The 22356-nt window shown below is 63.4% G+C and carries 23 protein-coding genes; 20 read left to right on the top strand and 3 right to left on the bottom strand.

What is annotated here, in order from left to right; all coding sequences use genetic code 11:
* Positions 1-137: 137 nt before the first annotated feature.
* On the top strand, positions 138-1535 hold the full coding sequence (locus tag ABWK72_RS06570; RefSeq protein ID WP_367873989.1) for a sulfatase: 1398 nt from the start codon (positions 138-140) through the stop codon (positions 1533-1535).
* Positions 1536-1542: 7 nt separating this feature from the next.
* Here the strand turns inward: ABWK72_RS06570 and ABWK72_RS06565 are convergent, their stop codons facing one another.
* The 3 genes from ABWK72_RS06565 to ABWK72_RS06555 form a co-directional block, all read right to left on the bottom strand.
* A complete protein-coding gene (locus ABWK72_RS06565) occupies positions 1543-2115 on the bottom strand; it encodes a hypothetical protein (RefSeq protein ID WP_367873988.1) in 573 nt (190 codons plus the stop codon).
* Positions 2028-2384: a hypothetical protein gene (locus ABWK72_RS06560; protein ID WP_367873987.1), complete on the bottom strand. Its 357-nt coding sequence runs from the start codon at positions 2382-2384 to the stop codon at positions 2028-2030. Before ABWK72_RS06560 ends, ABWK72_RS06565 begins: the two co-directional genes overlap by 88 nt.
* 61 nt (positions 2385-2445) lie before the next feature.
* Positions 2446-4458, bottom strand: coding sequence for a sulfatase-like hydrolase/transferase (locus tag ABWK72_RS06555; RefSeq protein ID WP_367873986.1), 2013 nt, complete (start codon positions 4456-4458; stop codon positions 2446-2448).
* A 1155-nt stretch (positions 4459-5613) separates the two neighbouring features.
* On the opposite strand from ABWK72_RS06555, the gene ABWK72_RS06550 reads away from it, so the two are divergent.
* The 19 genes from ABWK72_RS06550 (at position 5614) to ABWK72_RS06460 (ending at position 22055) form a co-directional block, all read left to right on the top strand.
* Positions 5614-5994: a hypothetical protein gene (locus ABWK72_RS06550; protein ID WP_367873985.1), complete on the top strand. Its 381-nt coding sequence runs from the start codon at positions 5614-5616 to the stop codon at positions 5992-5994.
* 166 nt (positions 5995-6160) lie between these two features.
* Positions 6161-7588: a sulfatase gene (locus ABWK72_RS06545; RefSeq protein ID WP_367873984.1), complete on the top strand. Its 1428-nt coding sequence runs from the start codon at positions 6161-6163 to the stop codon at positions 7586-7588.
* Positions 7589-7619: 31 nt separating this feature from the next.
* Complete coding sequence (locus ABWK72_RS06540) at positions 7620-8963, top strand: arylsulfatase (protein ID WP_367873983.1); 1344 nt, start codon at positions 7620-7622, stop codon at positions 8961-8963.
* 11 nt (positions 8964-8974) lie between these two features.
* Positions 8975-10405: a sulfatase gene (locus tag ABWK72_RS06535; protein WP_367873982.1), complete on the top strand. Its 1431-nt coding sequence runs from the start codon at positions 8975-8977 to the stop codon at positions 10403-10405.
* Positions 10406-10411: 6 nt separating this feature from the next.
* Positions 10412-10789 (top strand): sulfatase-like hydrolase/transferase, encoded by a 378-nt coding sequence (locus tag ABWK72_RS06530; RefSeq protein ID WP_367873981.1) that lies wholly within the window; start codon positions 10412-10414, stop codon positions 10787-10789.
* Entirely contained in the window at positions 10770-12017 is a 1248-nt protein-coding gene (locus ABWK72_RS06525) for a sulfatase/phosphatase domain-containing protein (protein ID WP_367873980.1), read from the top strand. Before ABWK72_RS06530 ends, ABWK72_RS06525 begins: the two co-directional genes overlap by 20 nt.
* 27 nt (positions 12018-12044) lie before the next feature.
* Positions 12045-14108, top strand: a complete 2064-nt coding sequence (locus ABWK72_RS06520; protein WP_367873979.1) for an arylsulfatase — start codon at positions 12045-12047, stop codon at positions 14106-14108.
* Positions 14109-14115: 7 nt separating this feature from the next.
* Positions 14116-15666: a sulfatase gene (locus tag ABWK72_RS06515; RefSeq protein ID WP_367873978.1), complete on the top strand. Its 1551-nt coding sequence runs from the start codon at positions 14116-14118 to the stop codon at positions 15664-15666.
* A gap of 95 nt (positions 15667-15761) precedes the next feature.
* Positions 15762-16286, top strand: coding sequence for an RNA polymerase sigma factor (locus ABWK72_RS06510; RefSeq protein WP_367873977.1), 525 nt, complete (start codon positions 15762-15764; stop codon positions 16284-16286).
* A 4-nt stretch (positions 16287-16290) separates the two neighbouring features.
* Positions 16291-16575, top strand: a complete 285-nt coding sequence (locus ABWK72_RS06505; protein ID WP_367873976.1) for a hypothetical protein — start codon at positions 16291-16293, stop codon at positions 16573-16575.
* On the top strand, positions 16572-18029 hold the full coding sequence (locus ABWK72_RS06500) for a hypothetical protein (protein WP_367873975.1): 1458 nt from the start codon (positions 16572-16574) through the stop codon (positions 18027-18029). Before ABWK72_RS06505 ends, ABWK72_RS06500 begins: the two co-directional genes overlap by 4 nt.
* Positions 18030-18164: 135 nt before the next feature.
* The gene (locus tag ABWK72_RS06495; RefSeq protein ID WP_367873974.1) at positions 18165-18872 is read left to right on the top strand and encodes a hypothetical protein; all 708 of its coding nucleotides are present in this window, start codon (positions 18165-18167) and stop codon (positions 18870-18872) included.
* Positions 18873-19206: 334 nt separating this feature from the next.
* Entirely contained in the window at positions 19207-19593 is a 387-nt protein-coding gene (locus tag ABWK72_RS06490) for an ArsR/SmtB family transcription factor (protein ID WP_367873973.1), read from the top strand.
* Complete coding sequence (locus ABWK72_RS06485) at positions 19590-20066, top strand: DUF6428 family protein (protein ID WP_367873972.1); 477 nt, start codon at positions 19590-19592, stop codon at positions 20064-20066. Before ABWK72_RS06490 ends, ABWK72_RS06485 begins: the two co-directional genes overlap by 4 nt.
* Before the next feature lie 2 nt (positions 20067-20068).
* A complete protein-coding gene (locus ABWK72_RS06480; protein ID WP_367873971.1) occupies positions 20069-20737 on the top strand; it encodes an aquaporin in 669 nt (222 codons plus the stop codon).
* Positions 20734-21186 (top strand): arsenate reductase ArsC, encoded by a 453-nt coding sequence (locus ABWK72_RS06475; protein WP_367873970.1) that lies wholly within the window; start codon positions 20734-20736, stop codon positions 21184-21186. Before ABWK72_RS06480 ends, ABWK72_RS06475 begins: the two co-directional genes overlap by 4 nt.
* Positions 21183-21311, top strand: coding sequence for a hypothetical protein (locus tag ABWK72_RS06470; RefSeq protein WP_367873969.1), 129 nt, complete (start codon positions 21183-21185; stop codon positions 21309-21311). The genes ABWK72_RS06475 and ABWK72_RS06470 overlap by 4 nt, the downstream gene beginning before the upstream one ends.
* A gap of 11 nt (positions 21312-21322) precedes the next feature.
* The gene (locus ABWK72_RS06465) at positions 21323-21622 is read left to right on the top strand and encodes an arsenate reductase ArsC (protein ID WP_367873968.1); all 300 of its coding nucleotides are present in this window, start codon (positions 21323-21325) and stop codon (positions 21620-21622) included.
* Between the two features lie 4 nt (positions 21623-21626).
* Entirely contained in the window at positions 21627-22055 is a 429-nt protein-coding gene (locus ABWK72_RS06460; protein WP_367873967.1) for a hypothetical protein, read from the top strand.
* Positions 22056-22356 lie beyond the last annotated feature (301 nt).

The following is a 22356-nucleotide window of genomic DNA, read 5'->3' as shown; positions in this document are numbered from 1 at the left end:
CCTGTGAATTAACCACGCTTTCCCGGACCGGCTATGATCGGATTGCCGCCGGGGTGGATGATTGCCCGCCTGTATGACAGCACCCGGCTCGACATCCGGACCTCCCGCTCGGAAGATCTGCTCCGCGAAACTGTCCCATGAAATCCTTGCTCCTGCTCTGCGCTCTATTATCCGCTCCGCTGCTCGCGGCGGAGAAGCCGAACATCCTCGTCATCCTTGCCGACGACTGCACTTACAGCGATCTGCCCTTCAACGGCGGTGAAAATGCCCACACCCCGCATCTCGATGCCTTCGCCAAGCAGGGCACGGTCTTCCAGCGCGCCTATGTGGGCATGGCGATGTGCTCGCCTTCCCGTTCCGAATTTTACACCGGCCGCCTGCCGCTCCGGAATGGTTGTGCGTGGAATCACGGCACCAGCCGCACGGGCACCAAGAGCATGCCGCACTATCTTGGCGCGCTGGGCTATCGGGTCGGCCTCACGGGCAAGACGCATATCCAGCCTGCCGAGGTCTATCCTTTCGAGAAGGTGCCGGGCTATGACGAGAACTGCGTGCGCAGTCCCACCAACGCCCACGACCTGACCGGGGTGAAGGACTTCATGACGCGCGATGCCAAGCAGCCCTTCTGCATGGTGGTGGCGCTCACCGAGCCGCACGTGCCCTGGGTCATGGGGGATGCCTCCGCCTACCCGCCGGGCAAGCTGAAGCTGCCGCCCTACCTGGCAGACACGCCGCGCACGCGCCTGGACTTCGCAAGCTACCTCGCCGAGATCACCTACATGGATTCGCAGGTCGGTGAATTGCTGCGCTTGCTCGACGAGTCCAAGCTCGACTCCAACACGCTGGTTGTTTTCAGCAGCGAGCAAGGCGCCCAATTTCCCGGGAACAAGTGGACGAACTACGACAGCGGGCTGCACACCTCGCTGGTGGCGCGCTGGCCCGGCGTGGTGCCGGCCGGTCGCCGTACCCCCGCATTGGTCCAGTATGCCGACGTGCTGCCGACCTTCATCGACATCGCCGGCGGCAAGGTGGAGCCGGAGCAATTCGACGGCAGCAGCTTCGTGCCGGTGCTGAAGGGCGGCAGCGAGAAGCATCGCGAGTTCGCCTACGGCATGCACAACAACTTCCCCGAAGGACCGCCCTATCCGATCCGCTCGATCACCGATGGTGACTGGCGCTACATCCGCAATCTGAGCCCGGAGCGCACCTTCATCGAAAGGCATATGATGGGCCGCACCGAGCACAACGCCTACTGGCTCACGTGGATGTTCCACTCGGCGGAGAATCCCAAGACCCTGCGCCTGGTCGAACGCTACCTGCACCGCCCCGCGGAGGAACTCTACCACACCGCGGACGACCGCTTCGAAATGACCAACCTCGCCGCGGACGCCGCCCATGCCGGAACCAAGGCACGCCTCGCCGCGGCGCTCGACCGCAGCCTTGCCGGGCAAGCCGACCCCGGCATTCCGCTCGACACCCCGGAGGCCCATGCCGCCGCCGGTCGCGGCCAACCCGGTTTTCCGAGCAAGCAGTGATTGAAGCTTACTTCAACTGGTACGCCGCGCTCAGGTCCCCCAGCAGCTTCGCGAACTCATCGTCCCCTAGCGGTCGCTCCCAGATCAGCAGCCGTGCGATCTCCCCATCGAAGGACTCCACCCCCGGGTGCTGGATCGCGTCACGCTCTTGTCCCACCGCCATTCGTGACGGATTGGCTGCGGGGTTCACGGGGAAGTCCACCTTCGCCACCGGGACCTTCCCGTCCACGAAGAATTCCAGCTTCACCGTTTTCGTTCCCGCCTCCATCCGCCCGGCGAGCATGTGAAATCTGCCGCTCTCCAGCTTCGGCCCGATCGCCTGGGGATTGTTCGCGTCGAAGCGCCCGAAGGTGATGCCGTTGCGGGCTCCGTACCAAGCGCTGTTGTCGTCGTTCAGGCAGCCCCAGATCCCTTCATATTTCTCCCCGTTCCGCAGGTTCCCGAAGAATGAATTCACGTCCTTCAAGCCGACCCGCTGCTCGTAAACGGAAATCACCGCGACCCAGGTGTGCCCCTTGCCGGTCGTGAGCCCGTCGAAAGCATCTTCATCAAGACAAACCAATTCCTGCTGGCGGAACACGAGCGCGGGCTTCCCCCGGCTTCCTTGGCCTCCTTGCGCAGCACCGGCCTTCCCGATCCCGGTTCCTTGCGCCCCTCGTCCCGCTTCACGAAGTCCTTCGCGACCGCTCCCGGTGCTTGGTTCGTCCACTTCGCCACCTGGTCCCCGTCCTCGGACGTCACGCCCCGCGCCGCGTCCAGGTCCAGGATCAGATCCTTCGCCGGGAGCAGCGGCTCGATGGCGAGGGCGGATGTGCAAAGCAACCCGGGAAACAGCAGGCGTGGATTCATGACCGGATGATACGAGCGCTCCCGGCCAATAGATGCAGGTTTCGCTTGATGGTGATTAGGCTCAGGGAGCGGTGCTGCGAAGCGTGGCGTTTTCGACGCTGCCCTGGAAGGGGAAGGGGCTTTCGTATTCGCCGACGGGGGAGTTGGTATCGCGGCCGACGCTTAGGGGATCACCGGGCTCGTCGGAGATGAACCCGGAGAAAACGGGTGCGGCGGCTTCCTTGCCATCGACGAGTAGTGAGATCTTTCCATTGGATGAAAGGACGCCTTCCACCCGCGACTCGATGCCAAGCGGCGGAGCGGGGGCGGAGACGGTTTTCAATGTGGCATCAACCCGCGTGGCGAAGATGAGGCGCCCTTGCTTGAGGTAGATCGCGAGGCCGTGACGGGCGCCGCCTTGGGCGAGGACCACACCATCCGCGGCCGTCGGCTTGATCGTGGCCGAGATGGTAAGAGGCCTGCGAGCGATCTTCGGTGCATCGTTCCCTGCGAGCAGATCCCCGGATTTCCATGGTCCCTCGCGGGAGGTATTGCTAAGGGCGGACGGGGAAGCGGGATCGTTCTGAAGATCCGGGCCCGGGGTGCTGCGGCCTCTGTCGCGGTATTGGTCGAGCAGCGCTTTCAACTCGGCGGCCAGGGCGGGTTGATCGGCGTAGCGATTGCTGCGTTGCTGCGGGTCTTCCTTGAGATTGAAGAGTTCGGCGGGCTGCTGATGGCTGGAGATCTTCCATTCTTCCTTCCGCCATTCCGGCTCGCGGTTCAGATCGCCGGAGGGCGCGTCGATCAGCACCCAATCGCCGCGGCGGATGGCGAGGCTGCCATTGATGCCGTGATGCACGGTCGCGGGACGGAGCGGTCCGGTCGTGGGTTCATCGCGGAGAGCGGGCAGGATATTGAAGCTATCCGGTGCTGCGGCCGGCGGCAGGGTTTTCTCTAACAGGGCTGCGACGGTGGCGAAGAGATCGACGTGCGAGATCGTCTCGGTGCTGACGGTGCCAGCTGGAATCTTTCCCGGCCAGCGCGTCAGGAACGGGACCCGGTGGCCGCCTTCCCAGAGATCCCGCTTTGCTCCACGGAGCGGCCCGGCGCTGGAGTGGCCATACTGGCGGATGCGATCATAGACGCCGGGACGGACTTCGCCGCTGACCTCCGGGCCATTGTCGCTGGTGAAGATCACGAGGGTATTCGCCGCAGCGCCGCTGCGGTCCAGGGCATCAAGGATGCGTCCCACCGTCCAATCCGTTTGCATGACGAAATCCCCGTAATCACCCGCGCCGCTCTTGCCCTTGAACTCTGCGGTGGGGACCACGGGGTAGTGGGGAGATGTCAGGGGGAGGTAGAGGAAGAAGGGGTCGGGTCGCTTGGCGGAGTCCTCGATGTAATGCTCCGCGCGGCGGGTGATTTCCGGAAGCACATCGCCCCAATCCCAGCCGGGCAGCATCGGGCCCGGCCGATTGTATTCAGGCCGGTTAGTAACGGAGGGAATGCCCTGCACGCGGTCGTTCTCGATGTAGACGTAGGGCGGGTAGTTCGGGACATCCACGCCGAAGTAGTAGTCGAAGCCGCGCGTCACCGGGCCATCGGCCACCGGCTTGGTGAAGTCGACATTGCTCAGCCTATCCTGGCCGCTGGCGGGTGCTTGGCCATCGTGGGTTGGCCAGGTCCAGCCGAGATGCCATTTCCCGATGGCCGCCGTGCGATAGCCGTTCTGCTTGAGGAATGTGGCGATGGTGAGGCGGTCCTTGTCGATGAGCGGCCGGCCCCATGGCGAGAGAACGCCGGTCTTCTGCGGCGAGCGCCACGCATAGCGGCCGGTGAGCAGGGCATAGCGCGTGGGGGTGCAAACGGAGCTGGGCGAATGCGCGTCGGTGAAGCGCCGGCCTTGCTTCGCCAGCTTATCGAGTTCCGGCGTCGGGATCTTCGATCCGGCATTGTAGGACGCGACATCGCCATAGCCGAGATCATCGGCGAGGATGTAGACGATATTCGGGCGGTCGGCACCCGGGAGCGTGCCGCATGCGAGGACGAAGCATGCGGACAGCAAGGTGCGGGGCCGGCGTAAAGGACCGTTCATGGCAGTGGTGATACAGCCGGAAATGAAGCGCTTGATCATGGGAATTCGAAGGAGGGTCATGCAGCTCCTGCCTGCTCCCGAGCGGACGCCCATTCGCCGGGAAATCTCGCGACACGATTGAGATGATCATTCACGAGCGCTTCGACCCGGGTGTTAGCCTCCAAGGTTCGTAGAACACGTACGATCGCTCCCGACCGTGCCGCGGATCGTGCATCCCGGGGTGGTCCCGTGGCAACGATCTCAACATGCCAAACCATACCGGTGCGATCGACGAGAATCGCCTCTTCCACGGAGTCAGGAAGAGGAGCGCATTCCATGGAAAAATAAACGATCTGCCCGCGGGACCAGCGTTCCGGGAGGGCGGGTTCGAGCTCCAAGGCTGGAGATAGCAATTCCCCATGGTTGATGAGATATAACATTGGCCGAAAAAATTGATGTGAAAGTGGTATGGCAGAACCGCCGAGCAGCGGAGATCGCATCGGGTGCCGTGCGGCAAGCAGCAGCGATTTCGCGGACGCTCTTCAATCCGCCCCGCCGGAAGTCGGCGTCGATCGCCCTCGTCCGGCAAGAGGCCCGTCAAAAGCAACAACAACGCGCCACGGCGTGTAGCCGGTAGGTGGCGCGGGTGATTTTGAATGGCTCGTAATTCATGACACCGGGTGCAGGTGTGATCGACCGCGCGGCACTTCCCCGGCCGCCTTCAGGTAGGGGGACAGTAATCCGTCGCCTCTTGAAAAGGTCGGCGGCTGCGTCGGGCAACTCATATGATCAGTATGGATTGCAAGATCTTTTTCCGGCGATCCTTGCGGATCGTTTCAGCGGCCAATTCAATTGGGATCTTGGGATCTTGGGATATGGGGAGGGTCAGGTCTTCGTAAGCCCGCTTGGAAATGCAAAAAATCCGATTCCACGAAAAGATCACTTGAATTCCCATCGGCAATTCATACCATGCGGTGGATTATTGCTTGCGTTGTTGGGCATGCTTTCTAGCTTCAGGCGTTCAGCCGCCCGATGCGACCACGCCGGGCGAGAACAAAAGGGCCGCCAACCTCGTCCCGGAGGTGGTCCATAAACCGGGTGGGAACTTGATTCCCGCCAGTGTCCCCAGGTTGACCGGAGTTCCGGAGGCCATCTGCCTTAACCCGCCCCTTCGCCATGTCGGCCATCAAGATCGTCTTCACGCTTCCCCTCATCCTCAATCTCGCGGCTGCGGGCGAGAAACCTCCGCTCACCCCGGGCGAGGTGCGGAGCTACGAGGTCCGCGGCGTGGTGGAAGAACTCTTGCCTGATGTCCCGGCGGCCGTGATCTACCATGAAGAGATCCCGGGCTTCCTGGATGCCATGTCGGTGACGCTCAAGGCCCGCGATGTAAGGGAACTCGCTGGCCTCAAGGTGGGTGACGGCATTACCTTCCGGCTTAACGTGACGACCGAGGACGGCTGGATCGATCAGGTGCACGTGGTGGCTCCCGGTAAGGACCCGGCGACGGAAAAGAAGGAAGAAGCTGAACCCGATACTCCGATCCAAGATCCTTGAGAAATCCATGAGGCTCTCCCCGCCGCTCATCGCGATAGCCTAACAGATCGTCCATTCGGAAAGAGGATTTAATGGCAATGACGCCGAGACCTTCTTCCGCATTGCGGGTTTCTTCAACAATCCATCCCTCGCCGGGTTTCCGGCTTCATCTGAAATCCACGGCTCCATGACCTTTGTTCGCCTGCTCTTGCCAGCTCTCGCCCTTGTAGCCGCGGCGCGCGCCGCCGACCGCCCGAATATCATCTTCATCCTCGCCGACGACCTCGGCTACACCGATGTGTCCTGCTATGGCAGCAAGTACTATGAAACGCCGAACATCGACCGGCTCGCGCTCGAAGGTCTGAAATTCACCAACGGCTACACGAACGCTCCGAATTGCCAGCCGACCCGCGCCGCACTCTTGAGCGGCCAATACGGACCACGCACCGGCATCTACACCGTCGGCGGTATCGACCGCTTTGATTGGCGTAGCCAGGCGCTGCGGCCCGTGGACAACGTCACCACCTTGCCTGCGGAGAAAATCACCATTGCCCAAGCGCTCAAAGGCGCGGGCTACGCGACCGGTCTTTTCGGCAAGTGGCATCTGGGAAACGGACCGGAGGCCCACCCTTCAAAGCGCGGCTTCGACGAGGCGATCGTGTCCAACGGCAAGCACTTCGACTTCGATACCGATCCGAAGACCGCCTACCCTGAAGGCACCTACCTCGCCGACTTCATCACCGGCAAGGCGGTCGATTTCATCGGGCGCCACAAGGATGGTCCCTTCTTCCTCTACGTGCCGCATTTCGGCGTTCACGCTCCCTATCAGGCGAAGCCGGAGCTGATCGCGAAGTTCAGGGCCAAGGCTGCCGCCGGTGGGCATGACGATCCCGTTTATGCGGCAATGCTCGCGAGCGTCGATGAAAGCGTGGGACGCATCACCGCGAAGCTCGATGAACTCGGTATCGCCGAAAACACCTTGGTCATTTTCAGCAGCGACAACGGTGGTGTCGGCGGCTACCAGCGTGAAGGGATCCAGGCCAAGGACACCACGGACAATTCCCCGCTGAAGGCCGGAAAGGGGAGCTTGCACGAAGGAGGCATCCGCGTGCCCTACGTCTTCCGCTGGAAAGGTAAGATCCCGCCGGGGAGTGTCTCCGCCCAACCGATCGCCTCGATCGACCTCTATCCCTCGACCTTGGAATTGGCCGGCGCGAAGAAGCCGGAGAACCAGGTGCTCGACGGGGTGAGCTACGTTTCCCATCTCAAGGATCCGGCGAACACGAAGGTCGGGCGCGATGCCCTCTTCTGGCACTTTCCCGGCTACCTCGGTGCCGGTAACAACACCTGGCGGACCAAGCCCGTCAGCGTTGTTCGCAGCGGTTCGTGGAAGCTGATCCAGAGCCTCGAGGACCAGTCGCTCCAGCTCTATAACCTGGACGAGGATCTCGGGGAAAAGAGCAACCTTGCCGCGGCCCAGCCGGAGAAGGCCAAGGAACTCCTCGCGAAGCTCGATGCCTGGCGAGCGGACATCAAGGCTCCACTACCCATCAAGAACGAGCCCCAGGACAGCGTTCCCGATGACGGCAAGAGAAAGAACCGGCGCAACAAGTAAGCTTCGTCTCCAGATCAGCACCCGCTCACCCATGAAACGCCGGCATTTCCTTTTCATCCTCCTCGCCCTGCCCGCCTATGCGGCCGGGGAAGGCCCGCCTAACAAACCGAACGTGATCTACCTCCTCGCCGATGACCTCGGCTACGAGGATGTCGGCTGGCGGAATCCGGAGATCAAGACGCCGCATCTCGACAAGCTGGCGAACGGCGGCGCGAAGTTGGAGCAGTACTACGTCCAGCCCGTGTGCTCGCCGACCCGTGCGGCATTCCTCACCGGCCGCTATCCCTTCCGCCACGGCCTGCAGACCGGCGTCGTGCGTCCCTGGGCGCAGTATGGCCTGCCACTGGAAGAGCGGACCATCGCCACCGCACTGAAGGAAGCGGGCTACGAAACGGCTATCACCGGCAAGTGGCACCTCGGTCATTTCAAGCCGGAGTATCTACCGACCAAGCGCGGCTTCGACCACCAGTATGGCCACTACAATGGCGCGCTCGACTACTTCACCCATGAGCGCGACGGCGGCTTCGACTGGCACAAGAACGACACCGTGAACCGCGACGAAGGCTACTCGACCGAGCTGATCGGCCGGGAAGCCGCCCGCCTGATCCGCGAGCGCGACAAGGCGAAGCCGCTCTTCCTCTACGTGCCCTTCAACGGCGTCCACAGCCCCTTCCAGGTGCCCGAGCGCTACCTCTCGCTCTACCCGCAGCTCCAGGGGAACCGGAAGATCTACGCCGCGATGATCAGCGCGCTGGACGACGCCGTCGGCGAGATCGTGAAGGCCGCGAACGAGGCCGGACTCGGCGACAACACGCTGATTGTTTTCTCAAGCGATAACGGCGGCCCGAACCCCGGCAGGCTCTCCGACAACGGCAAGCTGCGCGATGGGAAAGGCAGCGTCTACGAAGGGGGCGTAAGGGCCGTCGCCTTCGCCAATTGGCCGGGACACATCAAAGCCGGCGGCACCGTGCGGCAGCCGATCCACATTGCCGACTGGTATCCCACGCTGGTGAAACTCTCCGGTGCCGAGGCCTCGCAGAAGCTCCCGGTGGACGGGCGAGACATCTCTGCCGTGCTCACGGAATCCGGGACGATACCCAACCGCGAGATCATCCACAACCTCGCGCCGGACGGCGGTGCGATCCGCGCGGGCGACTGGAAGCTCGTGGTGAGCGGTCGCGGCGACCAGGCGAAGACGGAACTTTTCAACATCGCGGAAGACTCATCCGAGAAGAACGACCTCTCCGCCACTCATGTGGAGAAAGTGAAGGAACTCCGCGAGCGCCTCGACGCCCTCGCGAAGGAAGCCGTGGCACCGAAGGCGAAGCCCCAACCCAAGGGCTTCAAGTCTCCGGCCATCTGGGGCGAGTCCTGAAACGCACGATCATGAAACGCTTCATTTCCCTGCTGTTAGTCTCCGCTTCATTCCTCCATGCCGAGCCGGAGCGGAAGCCGAACATCCTGCTCATCACCTCCGACGATCTCAATCACTGGATCGGCTACACCGGCCGCAACAAGCAGACCAAGACGCCGAACATCGACCGCCTTTCCGCGCGCGGCACCAGTTTCGCCAATGCCCATGCCACCGTGCCCGTCTGCAACGGATCCCGCTCGAGCTTGCTGTCCGGCGTGCGGCCCTACACCTCCGGGGTCTATGGAAATGGCGACGATTGGCGGAATGTGATCCCTCCGGAAAAGACGCTGATCTCCGTCTTTCGCGCGGCGGGCTATCTCACGCTCGGCAGCGGCAAGCTCTACCACGGTGCCTACGACCGGAAATCGGAGTGGGATGACTACCTCCAGAGCGAAGGCCCGCGCGATCCGGTGCCGGCCGGTAGCAAGGGCGTCGGCGGTATCCGCTTCGGCGCGGTCGATGCGGAGGACTCTGAGCTTAGCGATCACCGCATCGTGGACTACGGGATCGGCCAGCTTCAGAAGAAGCACGACAAGCCTTTCCTGCTCACCGTCGGCCTGCACAAGCCGCACATGCCATGGTTCGTGCCGAAGAAGTACTTCGACCTTCATCCGCTCGAGTCGATCCAGCTTCCTCCGATCAAGGAAAACGATCTCGACGACGTGCCGGCAGCCGGTGTGGGCTTCGCGAGGCCGAAGGGTGACCACAAGCAGATCGTGGATTCCGGCCGCTGGAAGGAGGCGATCCAAGCCTACCTCGCGGCCGTTTCCTATGCCGATGCCGAGATCGGGAGGCTGCTCGATGCGCTGGATGCCTCCGGGCACCGCGACAATACCATCGTGATCCTGTTAGGCGACCACGGCTGGCATTTCGGGGAGAAGGAGCACTGGCGGAAGTTCGCGCTCTGGGAAGAGTCGACCCGGGCCCCCTACATCCGGGTCGTCCCCGGCGTGACCAAGGCCGGCACCATCAGCACGCGTCCGGTGGACTTCAGCAGCCTCTATCCGACGCTCGCCGAACTCGCCGGCATCCCGAAGCCATCCCACGTCGAGGGTGATAGCATTCGCCCGCTGCTCGCGGATCCAGCAGCGGAGTGGAAGGGTCACGCGCTGAGCACCTGGCTGCAGGGCAATCACTCGATCCGCACCGAAGACTGGCGCTACACGCGCTACTCCGATGGCTCGGAGGAACTCTACGACCACCGCAGCGATCCCTATGAGTGGACCAATGTGGCCGCGGATCCAACGCATGCCGCTTTGAAGAATGAACTGGCCGCGCTGCTGCCGGTGAAGAACGCGCCCGGTCTGACCAAGGGCGACGGCTGGCGGGATGCCGGCCAAGGCAATGGCCGGAGGCAGAACCGCCAGAAGGGCAGCGGAGGCGCTGCTGAAGACACGGATTGATTCATCATGAGACTACTCCTTCTTTTCGCCGCTTTCCTCGGCTCTTGCAGCGCATTGTCCGCTGCCGGGAGGCCGAATATCCTCTTCGTCTTTGCCGATGATTGGGGTCGCTACGCCGGCGTCTATCACCGGAACGGCAAGCCGGGATCACCCTTGTCCGCCTTGAACGAATTCGCGCGGACACCGGTATTCGACGGGTTGGCGGCGAAGGGTGTGCTGTTCCGGAACGCGCATGTGAATGCCCCGTCCTGCACGCCCTGCCGCAGTTCGCTACTATCCGGGCAGTACCTTCTGGCGGACCGGTCGCGGCGCGATCCTGTCGGGGGCAAGGTGGGATACTGCCATTCCCTCGTATCCGCTGCTGTTGCGAGATTCCGGGTATAGCATCGGGAAGACCTACAAGGTCTGGAGCCCGGGACAGCCGGCCGATGCGCCCTTCGATGGACAGCGCCATGCTTACGAGAGCGCGGGCGCGCGCTTCGGCCGCTTCTCGCAGCAAGTGACCAAGATCGTCGAGAAGGGCCGGCCGGTGGAGGAAGCGAAGAAGGTGCTCTATGACGAGGTAAGCGGGAACTTCCGCAGCTTCCTGGCCGCACGCGATCCCGCGAAACCCTTTCACTATTGGTTTGGCCCGACCAATACGCACCGGCAGTGGCAGAAGGGTAGCGGCAAGGCGCTGTGGAATATCGATCCCGATGCCTTGAAGGGGAAGATCCCGCCTTTCCTGCCGGATGTGCCGGAGATCCGCGAAGACCTGGCGGACTATTTGGGCGAAGTCGCCGCGCTCGATGCCGCGATCGGAGTGTTGATCGAGGAGATGAAGAAGACGGGCGAGTATGACAACACCCTGATTGTGGTGAGCGGGGATCATGGCGCGCCCGGATTCCCGAACGGGAAGTGCAATCTCTACACCTTCGGCACCGGGGTGAGCCTCGCGATCGCGGGTCCCGGAGTGAAGGGCGGCCGGGTGGTGGATGACTTCGTGAATCTAACGGATATCGCGCCCACCTTCCTGGAGGCCGCGGGCGTCGAGATCCCCACCGTGGTCACGGGGCGCAGCCTATGGGGCATCTTGAAGTCGGAGAAGTCCGGCCAAGTCGATCCGGAGCGCACCTGGACCGTGACCGGCCGCGAACGCCATGTGGATGAAGCGCGCGAAAATTTCCTGCCCTATCCGCAGCGGGCGATCCACTCCGGGCAGCACCTTTACATCATCAATTTCAAGCCCGAGAGGACTCCGCTGGGGGACTTCTTCATCCTGGACAAGAAGGATCACGGGTTGACGCCCGAGCGGGTCGGCCAGGATACGCGCGCGGTAGCGGCGGACTTCGATGCGGGGCCGACGAAGGCTTGGCTGTTCGCGAATCGGGACACGGAGTTCGGCAGGCGCTACTTCGACATCGCCTTCGCGAAGCGCCCGCGTGAGGAACTTTACGATCTGGCGAAGGATCCCTATGAAACGACCAACCTGGCAAGTGATCCGGCTTACGCGGAGATTCGTTCGCAGCTTGAGGCGAAGCTTCTGGCCGAGCTGGAGCGGACCGGTGACCCGCGCTTGAAGAACGGCGGCGCTTACTTCGAGAACCCGCCGCTCTCCGGCCCCGCCCGTTGAATCGAACCCTTTCTAACACCATCTTTCATGAAATTCGTTGCGCCTCTTCTTCTCTTAACCGCCACGCTCGGATCACTCCACGCGCAGACCGCGAAGCCGAACATCGTCGTCATGCTCGTGGACGACATGGGCTGGTCCGACCTCGCCTGCTACGGCAGCGAGCTGAAGACGCCGAACCTCGATGCGTTGGCGAAGAACGGCCTGCGCTTCACGCAGTTCTACAACGGAGCCCGCTGCTGCCCGACCCGCGCCTCGCTGCTGACCGGTCTCTACGCCCACCAGGCCGGCGTCGGCCACATGACCGAGGAGCGCCGCGATGAAAATGGAAAGGTCCGCCCCGGCTATTCCGGCCGGCTCAATGACACCAGCGTGACGATTCCCGAAGTGCTCGGAAAGGCGGGCTACTTCACCGCCATGACCGGCAAGTGGCATGTCGGCCAGAATCATGGCGTGAAGCCGGAGGAACGTGGCTTCCAGCGCACGCTGACGGCGGCGGCGGGCGGCTTCTATTTCCCGGACTCCCGCGGAACAAAGGTCTTCTACAACGGCAAGGATGTGGGGAAGGACGGCGACCCGTTGCCGAAGGATTGGTATGCCAGCGACCTGTGGCCAAGCTTCGGCCTGAAGTTCATCGATGAGGCGATCGCGGAGAAGAAGCCCTTCTTCCTCTACAATGCCTTCAACGCCCCGCATTTCCCGCTGCAAGCGCCCGCCGAGGATATCGCGCGCTGGCGTGGCAAGTTCAAGGTCGGCTGGGACAAGCTGCGCGAGGAGCGCTACCGCCGCCAGATCGAGAGCGGTTTGATCGACTCGAAATGGCCGCTCTCCGCGCGCCCGGAGGACGTGCCCGCATGGGACAGCTTGTCCGCCGAGGACCAGGACCGCTACGATCACCTGATGGCGATCTATGCCGCGGTGATCGAACGCATGGACAAGGGCGTCGGCATCCTGGTCAAAGGTCTCCGCCAGCGCGGCCAGCTCGACAACACGCTGATCCTTTTCCTCAGCGACAACGGTGGCAACGCCGAGCAAGGCGTCCGCGGCCGCTCGAACGGTGACCACCTCGGCGACGCGCAATCCGACGTCTTCATCGGCAAGACCTGGGCCACGTTGAACAACACGCCTTTCGTCCGCTACAAGCACTACACCGACGAAGGCGGCATCTCGACCCCGCTCATCGTCCACTGGCCCGCGGTGATCAAGGACCAGCGCCGCGGCGCGCTTGAAAAGCAACCGGGCCATCTCATCGATATCCTCGCCACCGCCGTCGATGTCGCAGGCGCGGAGTATCCGGCGGAGTTCAAGGGCAAGGCCATCACGCCGAAGGAAGGCGTGAGCCTGTTGCCCGCTTTCAAGGGCGAGAAGCTCGCCCGCACCGCGCCGATCTTCTGGGAGCACGAAGGCAACCGCGCCGTCCGCGAGGGCGACCTGAAACTCGTGGCCCTGGAGGACCAGCCATGGCGCCTCTATGACCTCGCCGCCGACCGCAGCGAGCAGCACGACCTCGCCGCTGGGAAGCCGGAGATCGTGAAGGAACTCGCCGCGAAATGGGACACCTGGGCCGCCCGCGCCAAGGTTCTCCCCCTCGGTGCCTGGCGCGATTCAGGAGCTGGCAATCCACAGGGCAGCGCGAAGCGGAACTTCGAGCTGAAGACCGGCGACCGCTTGGAAAAGAACGAAGCGCCCGACCTGCGGAACCGCGCGATCACCCTCACTGCCGACTTCGACGCACCGAAAGGCGACGGCGTGATCATTGCCCAGGGCGGCACGCTGCACGGCCTGTCCCTCTCCATCCACGAAGGGAAGCTCGTCTTTTTCCTCCGCTCCTCCGGCGATGTTACCCGCGTGGAGCTACCGGGTCCCTTCGAAGGGCCGGTGCAGGCGGAAGCCAAGCTTGCCCGCGATGGCAAGGTGACCCTCTCCGCTGGTGGTAAGGAAGCCACCGCCACGCGCCCCGGTCTGCTTGGAAAGAACCCAGCCGACGGACTCAGCGTCGGGGATGACAGCGGTCCGCCGGTTGGTCCTTATAAGACGGCGGAGCCATTTGCCGGGACGATCCGGTCCGTGCGCGTCGCTCTCGGCCCGAAGTGACCCGCTCATGAAAATCCTGCTCGTCCTTCTCGCCGCCGCCCTCCCGTGTCTCGCGGAGGACAAGCGCCCGAACATCCTGTGGATCACCAGCGAAGACAACGCCTCCCATTGGCTGGGCTGCTATGGGAACAAGGACGCCTCGACGCCGCGGCTGGATGAGTTGGCGGGGGCCGGCGTGAAGTTCACCCGCGCCTATTCGAATGCACCGGTCTGCGCCGTGGCGCGCTCCACCATCCTCAACGGTACCTACGCCGTGAGCCAGGGAACGCAGCACATGCGCAGCCGGCCCAGGATCCCGGCGAGCTTCAAGCCCTACGTGGCCTATCTCCGCGAGCAGGGCTACCATTGCACGAACAACTCCAAGACCGATTACAACTTCAAGGGCGACGACGCCGCGCTCTGGGATGCCAGCTCGGGCAAGGCCCATTACAAGGACCGGCCGGATGGCAAGCCCTTCATGGCGGTCTTCAACCTGACCGTCACGCACGAGAGCAATCTCTTCCCCGCCCAGGTCGGGAAGAACCGCAGGAACGATGTGATCCCGGCCACACCGCGCCTGAGCTCCGCCGACCTCACCTTGCCGCCCTATCAGCCGGACCTCCCCGAATTCCGGAGCGATACCGCAATCTACCACGACTGCATCAGCGCGATGGACCGGCAGGTCGGCAAGTTGCTCGACGAGTTGCAGGCGCTCGGTCTCGCAGACGATACTATCGTCTTCTACTACTCCGACCACGGCGGCGCGATGGCACGCGGCAAGCGCTATCTGCAGGACACCGGCACCCGCGTCCCGCTGATCGTCCGCTTCCCGGAGAAGTGGCAGCACCTTTCTCCCGTCAAGCCGGGCAGCGAAGTGGCGGAGTTGGTGAGCTTCGTCGATCTCGCACCCACGCTGCTTTCCCTTTGCGGGATCGAAACGCCGGGCCAAATGCAGGGCCGTCCCTTCCTTGGAAAACATCGCGCCACGGCGAAGCCCGAAGTGTTTCTCTTCGCAGATCGTTTCGACGACACTCCGGGCATGCGCCGCGGCATCACCGACGGGCGTTTCAAGTATATCCGCTGCTTCACCCCTCATCTGCCGGGCGCGCCCTACAGCAGCTATGCGCTGGGACAGCCGTCATGGAAGGCCTGGCAGGAGGCTTGGCAGAACGGGAAGCTGGAGGGCGGCTTCAAGAATCTCTGGGAACCTGGCCAACCGGTGGAGTCGCTCTTCGACACGCAGTCGGATCCATGGGAGGTCACGGACATCGCCAGCCAACCGGAGCAAGCCGGACGTCTGGCCGCCATGCGCGAGCGGCTGAAGGCCCTGATGATCGAAACCCGCGACACCGGCGTGGTCCCCGAAGCGATGTGGGCGGACTTGATAAAAGGCGGGACGATCCACGATGCAGTGCGCGCCGATGGCTTCGATCAAGCGAAACTCGTGGAGCTCGCCTTTCTAGCAACGACGCCGGGTGAAGCTCTTCCAACTCCACTGATGGAAGCACTGGAGTCACCGCTGCCGGCCGAGCGCCATTGGGCGGAACTCGGAAAACGTCTCAAAGAGCTCGGGCGATAAGGCAATCACCGGGCTGGGTCCTCCGTAGTCAAACCTGACGGAGAATCGAATTTTTCCAGGATCAGACAAAACTTCCCGCCCCGTGCGTCAGCTCCATGATGGGAGGCGCGAAGCGCGGACTTACAGCCGGAGATCTCGAACGCATCCACGACGAACACGTGGCGGCGATGTTCCGCTACGGGCTGGCCCTGCTACGCGAGGAAGCCACCGTGCGCGATCTCCTGCAGGACATCTTCCTGAAGCTGGCCAATGGCCGCGGCGAGGCGATGGAAGCGCAATCGGAGCGCGCCTACCTCCTGCGGATGGTTCACCACGGGGCGATCGACCGCATGCGCCGCAACAAGGTCCGCCGTGACCACGCCACCGCGCACCCCGCGGAGACCATCTTCGAATCCTCCCCCGATCCGGACCGCGAGGCCTTCCGCCAGCGCCTGGACGCCGCGCTGGTGCAGCTACCCCTCGAGCAGCGCGAGGTGGTGGTCCTGAAACTCTGGGAAGAGCGCACTTTCGACGAGATCTCTCACATCTGCGGCATCCCGCTCAATACCGCCGCCAGCCGCTACCGCTACGGCATAGACAAACTCCGGGCCCTCCTGCGTCCCGTGTATGAAGAGCTTTGATCCCATGAACCCCGATCCCGGCCAGGACAGCGAATTCGAAAACCAGCTTCGCGGCATGGCCCTGCGCCAGCCGCCCGCGGAATGGAAATCGCTGCTGCTGCCCAAACCGGTCCCGCCGCTGTTCCCGAAGGTGATGCTGTTAGGCCTCGCCGCATGCTGGGCCTGCGGCTTCGGCGTCTTCCTGGCCACCCCCGAAGGGGAGGACCTGGGGCCGCCGCTGCTGCCGCCACCCGCGGAGCCGGCGTTCATGGATAATGCTCTCGCATTCCAACCGGAGATCCTGCGATGAGAAACCTGATTCAGAAAAAGTGGTTCCGTATTACGGCGAGGGTAGTAGTTTGCGGCGTTTCGCTGCTGGTGCTGGCATACCTGCTGGTGAACTGGCGCGGCGCCGTTGCGAAACAGCAGGCCGTCGCCGCCGCCCGGGCCGTCGGCATGCCGCTGACCGTGGATGATTTCACCTCCCACATGCCGCCGCCGGAGCAGAACTTCGCCCGCACCGGTATCGCGAAGGAGTGGGAGGACGCTTTTGAGAAGCCCGCCAACGAGCCCTACTCGCCGTGGAGCCCGCGGGGCATCTACGAATCCATGGGAGACCCGGTGATGGGCCCCGCTTGGTCGTATTGGAACCGCGGCAAGCCGAGGACTCTCGACTTCAGGCGGATGGCGGAGGGAAACCCCTATGGACGCAGTCCGGCGACTTTCCTGGCGGAATATGACCGGCGTCACGGCGAGGCATGGAAGAATTTCCAGGCGGGTTTCGATCTCCCCTATGTGCGCCGCCCGCTTGTGCCGCCCCGCTTTGCCGGCGGCTCGGAGTGGTTCGGTCTTGAGGAAGGCTTCGGCTTGAGTTCCCGGAAGCTTCAGGATGGCCTGTTTCTGCGGGCCGAGGCCGCGCTTGCGACCGGGGATTCCGCCAAGGCTGCCGAGAGCATCGTGCTCGGACTGAGGCTGGCTGACCTGATCGCCTCGAAGGGGACGGTGATCTGCGTCTTGGTGGGACACAACGGCATGCGCACGGTGGGCAGGGCGCTGAAGTCCGGCATCGGCCGGCACCTGTGGAAGAAGGAGGATCTGGAACTCCTGTCACGCGAGTTCCAGCGCCTCGACCTGCGGTCCCGGATCTATCGGGGGATCGAGTCCGAAGCCCTGATGATCCACGTTTGGGAAGGCTGGAAAGAGGACCGCGCGCGCTTCGGCAGGGAGGTGGGCCCGGGAGCGATGAATGTCGATGACGAGACGCCTTTCCTCTTCTGGTTCTGGTCGAAGGCTCCGGGCGGCCTGCCAGCCGGTTGGTTCGACATGAATGCTGCAGCGCTGCTCGATGATACGCGGAGGTGTCGTGAATTGGCGACCGCTCCGGGCCCGGTTTCCGCTTGGTTCGTCGAGGGCAGCCGGCTGATTGAGGAAAGGAGCAAGGAGAACCGGCGGGGCCGGATCATCGTGGGTTCTTCCGCAGGTCCCTTCCTACTGAAGGGCGGCGCCGTGGCGATCGTGGATTGGCGGCTGATGATCGCGGCCTGCGAGATCGAGCGCTACTTCCTTGAGCACGGCAGCTACCCGGCGGGGTTGGAGGCCCTGCCGCCGGAGCTTGTCACGGATCCCTTCAATGGCGGTCTCTTCTGCTACGCGGCAAAGGATGGGAAATTCACCCTCTACTCCAAGGGCCCGGACGGCAAGGACGACGGCGGAGCCCAGGAACTCCTCAGCAACCATGCCGAGTGGAAGGACTGGGTGTGGTGAGTTCGCCCGATGCGCCTAAACCTGGCGTGATGCTGTCGCAGGATAGGATTTGATCCGAGGATTCGGCAGCCCACCTGCCCGGTGATCCGGCGTCGTCTTGACAGATGGCGGCCGCTCGCATGGCATGAACCTCTCGTGCGCCGTTTCCGAAAGCACCAACTTTGGATCGTCATCGTCCTGCTCCTCTTTCTGGGCGGTGGTCTCTTGGTATGGCGCACGCTTGGCGAGGCTGGGAACACGCCAGCGGGTCTTTCAGGACAGGATGGTTCCGCGACGACCGGAGATACGGATGAAGTAGCAGGACAAGCGTCTGCTCGCGAGCGATCGCATCGCGGCACTGTGGACGAGGCGATTGCGGCAAAGGTGAATTCCTTGTTGCAACTGCGGGAGGGTGAAGCGCGCATGGTCAGTCTTCCGGCCGGGGTGGTGAAGATGGAGGACTACGCCAAGATCATGCCGGACGCCGACGCCACGCGGGAAGCTCCCAGTCTCCTCGGCGTGATCACTAAATCCGCCGCCCGTCCCCTGATCGAAAGCGGGCTGCGGCAGCAGCGCGACCTGCCGACGAAAATGGGCGCTGCGGATGGCGGACTCACCTTGCAGAGCCGAGGTCTGATCGCGGAGGCAACCATCACCCCTGCACCGGACGAAGTTTCCCGGGTGAAGGTCAAATGCTTGGAGAAAGGGACGGACACGAAGCCCGGAAGTTCCCTCGAGTCGATGCTCAGCATGCCACCCGGTAGCTGCCTGTTGGTCGTTTCCAGCGGTCCGGAGCCGGAGGCCATCTTGGTCATCCTGGGCGGCGGGATGGGGAAGGGGAGCGGGGTCCAAGAGCAGAAGTAGATGACCGCGCGATCGGGAGAAGGCTCTGTTCTCCTGTGGCTTCGGGCGGCCAAGTCAGCGTGGAAACGGTGCAGGTCCTGATACCCTTCCCACCTCGGCTGAGGACCGCCGCACTTCCGCTCTCCGCGCCATGAATCCCTATGGGAATCCCGCCGCAACCATCCACGCCCTCCAGGAGCTGCACGCGGAGATCCGGGAGATGCCGGCACCCGCAATCCGTTGGGAGGGTTCGTCCTCGAATCGAATCGGGTTGCCTTGGCTGATAGGGACCCCGGATTGGTGTTCCTGGATTTTTCCTCTTGTCGTAACGAAATTTATCGATACGACAGAACTCGTGACGAGTAATCCCGTCGAAATCTGCCGCGCCTTGGGCGATTCCACCCGCTGGCGCATCGTGCGTCTGGTGGCTTGCGATGCGCTCTGTGTCTGCGAGCTCGCGGACATCCTGGGCATGCCGCAGTCCTCCGTTTCCAGTCACGTCCAGATCATCCGGAAAGCCGGGCTCCTGGAATCCGAGAAGTGCGAGAAATGGACCTACTTCCGGATCGAAGCGCGGCATCTCAAGCTCCTGCGCCTCTTGGAAACCGAAGCCGTCCCGGATCGCGTATGGGCCACCGATGACAAGAAGACCATCCAGCGCCTCGCCCAGCGCGAGGGTAGTTGCTGTCCGGGGCCGAAGCGCCTCGCGAAATCCCGGCGGACCCCGATCGAAGCTTTATGACACTCCAGGAACTCAAATCGCTCCTCGGCGAACACTCCGGCCTCCACTTCCGCATCCGCCTGCCGGATGGTGCGGCGGTGCCGCTTTCCTTCCACGTCACCGAAGTCGGTCGCATCCACAAGACCTTCCTCGATTGCGGTGGCACGCTGCGCGAAGCGATCACCTGCCAGCTCCAAGTCTGGGTCGGCCCGGACTTCGACCACCGCATCGAGACCCGCAAGATGGCCGCCATCCTCGACAAAGCCAAAGCCTACCTGTCCGACGAATCCATGCCCGTGGAAGTGGAATACGAGGACCGCGTGATCTCCCAATACACCATCTCCGGCTACGAGGTCTCCGACGAGGCCGTCATCCTCGAGCTAGCTCACAAACACACGGAATGCCTCGCGCCCGAACTCTGCGGCCTGCCGCCGATCGGCCGCTTGCCCGCCATCGGTGCCGCTCCCTGCTGCGGACCTGCCGGATGCTGCTGACCATGAGAAAGGCCCTGGCAGAGTTCCTCGCCACCTTCGCCCTCGTCTTCGCGGGCACCGGGGCCATCGTGATCAATCAGCAGGCTGGGGGAGTCATCGGCCATGCCGGCGTCGCCGCCGTCTTCGGGCTGATCGTCATCGCGATGATCCACACCTTCGGCGATGTCAGCGGCGCGCACATGAATCCGGCCGTCACTCTCGCCTTCGCCGTCGCGCGCCGCTTCGCATGGCGCGGAGTGCCCGCCTACTTCGCCGCACAATTCACCGGAGCCATCGCCGCCAGCCTCCTGCTCAAGTTCCTTTTTCCCGCCTCCGCCACCTTGGGCGCGACCTTGCCTGCGGGATCGCCGCAGCAGAGCTTCATCCTCGAAATCGTCCTGACAGCGATGCTGATGCTGGTGGTCCTCAGCGTCTCCAGCGGCGCGAAGGAGAAGGGCGTCACCGCTGGCATTGCCATCGGTGCCATGGTCGGCCTCGAAGCGCTATTCGCCGGCCCGATCTGCGGGGCCTCCATGAATCCCGCCCGCTCGCTCGCACCCGCCTTGGTGAGCGGTCACCTCGAACACCTCTGGCTCTACCTCATCGCCACCTTCGGCGGTGCCCTTCTGGCAATCCCCATTTGCTTCCTCGTCCGCGGCCCCGGCGGCTGCGGAGGATCTTCTCCACCATGACTCGGCTCCCCATCGTCCTCATCCTCTGCACCGGGAATTCCTGCCGCAGCCACATGGCGGAGGGCCTCCTCCGCGCCGCCTCCTCCGGCATCCTCGATGTCCGCAGCGCCGGCTCGAAGCCCGCCGGCTACGTGCACCCGCTTGCCATCAAGGCCCTCGCTGAAATCGGCATCGACATCTCCGGCCACCGCTCGAAGCACATGGACGAATTCCTCTCCATGCAGGTCGAGACCGTCATCACCGTCTGCGGCAATGCCGACCAAGCCTGCCCGATGTTTCCCGGCCAGCTCAACCGCCATCACTGGGGCTTCGACGATCCCGCCCACGCCACCGGCACGGAAGACGAACAAATGGCCGTCTTCCGCCGCGTCCGCGATGAGATCCGCCGCGTCTTCGAAGCCTACGCCGCAGGCCGGCGGGACGCACTGGCGCAACCTGCGATGCCATGAAAGAGAAGATCCTATTCATCTGCATCCACAACAGCGCGCGCAGCCAAATGGCGGAGGCACTGATGAACGCGATTTGCCCGGACCGGTTCATCGCCGAGAGTGCGGGCTGGAACCGGGTGAACTAAATCCGGATGCCGTGGAGGTCATGCGGGAGATCGGTGTCGACATCTCGCGGAAGGCGACCAAGGCGGTCTTCGATCTCTTCAAGGCGGGCAGGCTGTATTCCCACGTGATCGCCGTATGTGACACCGCGGCGGCCGAGCGTTGCCCGGTCTTCCCAGGGCTGGTGCAGCGGCACCAGTGGTCCTTTCCCGATCCCTCGGCCGCGACCGGGAGCCGTGAAGAGCGGCTGGCCGTGGCGAGGGAAGTGCGTGACATGATCAAGGCGGCGGTGGAGGAATGGTGCTCGGAGCGGTGCTCCGCAGTCCCGGCCTGACCCCATGACCCGTCCCTGGTATCGATCGCCTGTCTTGTGGTTCGCCCTCCCCGGCCTCGTCTTCCTGTGCGTGGCATGGGTCGATTCGATGTCGAATGCTTCTTCCCTCGACGTGGCGACGCTATCGCATTCACTATCGGTCGATCATGAAAACGCGCACCTCGGAATCTCCTGGTACGCGGCCCCGTCGGTCCGGACAGTTGGCGGGAATTGGTCGGTAAAGCGGGAGCCGGGAGGAGGGAGACAGGAGAAACGATGGTTCCCGCTACCCTCCTATTATCGGAACGATTTGCATCGGGCTACCTCGTGGCACCATCTGGATATCCCGCATTGGTTTGTCATTCTCTGCTATCTCGGCCTCTGGCAGTTGCCGTGGCTGTGGCGCTACCACCGGGCGAGGCGGATTCAACGCACACTCGCGGAAGTGGCATGAAGGGGCCGTGGATTCGCACCCGCTTATCGGGGCTCGGTCAGATTCGCTGGCGGAAAAGGAACCACCGATGGACACGGATCCAAGGTAGCCGATCCCGAGTCCTCCCGTAGTCCGGCTTTTATCCGTGTCCATCGGGGTTCATCCGTGGTTGGCTTTTCATCCGCGTGATCCGCGGTTAAATTTCCCTCGGCAAACTTGATGGAAAGCCCCACTTATCTTGACCCCTGCCCTGCGCCTGATAGGTCCTTCGGCTAGCCGTGAAGCGTCTCCCGCGGCACGACCGTGAAGCCCGGGGATGGAT

The sequence above is a fragment of the Luteolibacter sp. Populi genome (assembly GCF_040801775.1).
Taxonomy (GTDB): Bacteria; Verrucomicrobiota; Verrucomicrobiia; order Verrucomicrobiales; family Akkermansiaceae; genus Haloferula.
Note: the sequence above shows the minus strand (reverse complement) of the source record. Positions and strands in the feature narration are given on the sequence as shown.

Coding starts and splice junctions, on each gene's coding strand:
- ABWK72_RS06570 (WP_367873989.1), top strand. CDS start 138: ATGAAATCCTTGCTCCTGCTCTGCGCTCTATTATCCGCTCCGCTGCTC.
- ABWK72_RS06560 (WP_367873987.1), bottom strand. CDS start 2,384: ATGAATCCACGCCTGCTGTTTCCCGGGTTGCTTTGCACATCCGCCCTC.
- ABWK72_RS06555 (WP_367873986.1), bottom strand. CDS start 4,458: ATGAACGGTCCTTTACGCCGGCCCCGCACCTTGCTGTCCGCATGCTTC.
- ABWK72_RS06550 (WP_367873985.1), top strand. CDS start 5,614: ATGTCGGCCATCAAGATCGTCTTCACGCTTCCCCTCATCCTCAATCTC.
- ABWK72_RS06545 (WP_367873984.1), top strand. CDS start 6,161: ATGACCTTTGTTCGCCTGCTCTTGCCAGCTCTCGCCCTTGTAGCCGCG.
- ABWK72_RS06540 (WP_367873983.1), top strand. CDS start 7,620: ATGAAACGCCGGCATTTCCTTTTCATCCTCCTCGCCCTGCCCGCCTAT.
- ABWK72_RS06535 (WP_367873982.1), top strand. CDS start 8,975: ATGAAACGCTTCATTTCCCTGCTGTTAGTCTCCGCTTCATTCCTCCAT.
- ABWK72_RS06530 (WP_367873981.1), top strand. CDS start 10,412: ATGAGACTACTCCTTCTTTTCGCCGCTTTCCTCGGCTCTTGCAGCGCA.
- ABWK72_RS06520 (WP_367873979.1), top strand. CDS start 12,045: ATGAAATTCGTTGCGCCTCTTCTTCTCTTAACCGCCACGCTCGGATCA.
- ABWK72_RS06515 (WP_367873978.1), top strand. CDS start 14,116: ATGAAAATCCTGCTCGTCCTTCTCGCCGCCGCCCTCCCGTGTCTCGCG.
- ABWK72_RS06510 (WP_367873977.1), top strand. CDS start 15,762: ATGATGGGAGGCGCGAAGCGCGGACTTACAGCCGGAGATCTCGAACGC.
- ABWK72_RS06505 (WP_367873976.1), top strand. CDS start 16,291: ATGAACCCCGATCCCGGCCAGGACAGCGAATTCGAAAACCAGCTTCGC.
- ABWK72_RS06500 (WP_367873975.1), top strand. CDS start 16,572: ATGAGAAACCTGATTCAGAAAAAGTGGTTCCGTATTACGGCGAGGGTA.
- ABWK72_RS06485 (WP_367873972.1), top strand. CDS start 19,590: ATGACACTCCAGGAACTCAAATCGCTCCTCGGCGAACACTCCGGCCTC.
- ABWK72_RS06480 (WP_367873971.1), top strand. CDS start 20,069: ATGAGAAAGGCCCTGGCAGAGTTCCTCGCCACCTTCGCCCTCGTCTTC.
- ABWK72_RS06475 (WP_367873970.1), top strand. CDS start 20,734: ATGACTCGGCTCCCCATCGTCCTCATCCTCTGCACCGGGAATTCCTGC.
- ABWK72_RS06470 (WP_367873969.1), top strand. CDS start 21,183: ATGAAAGAGAAGATCCTATTCATCTGCATCCACAACAGCGCGCGCAGC.
- ABWK72_RS06460 (WP_367873967.1), top strand. CDS start 21,627: ATGACCCGTCCCTGGTATCGATCGCCTGTCTTGTGGTTCGCCCTCCCC.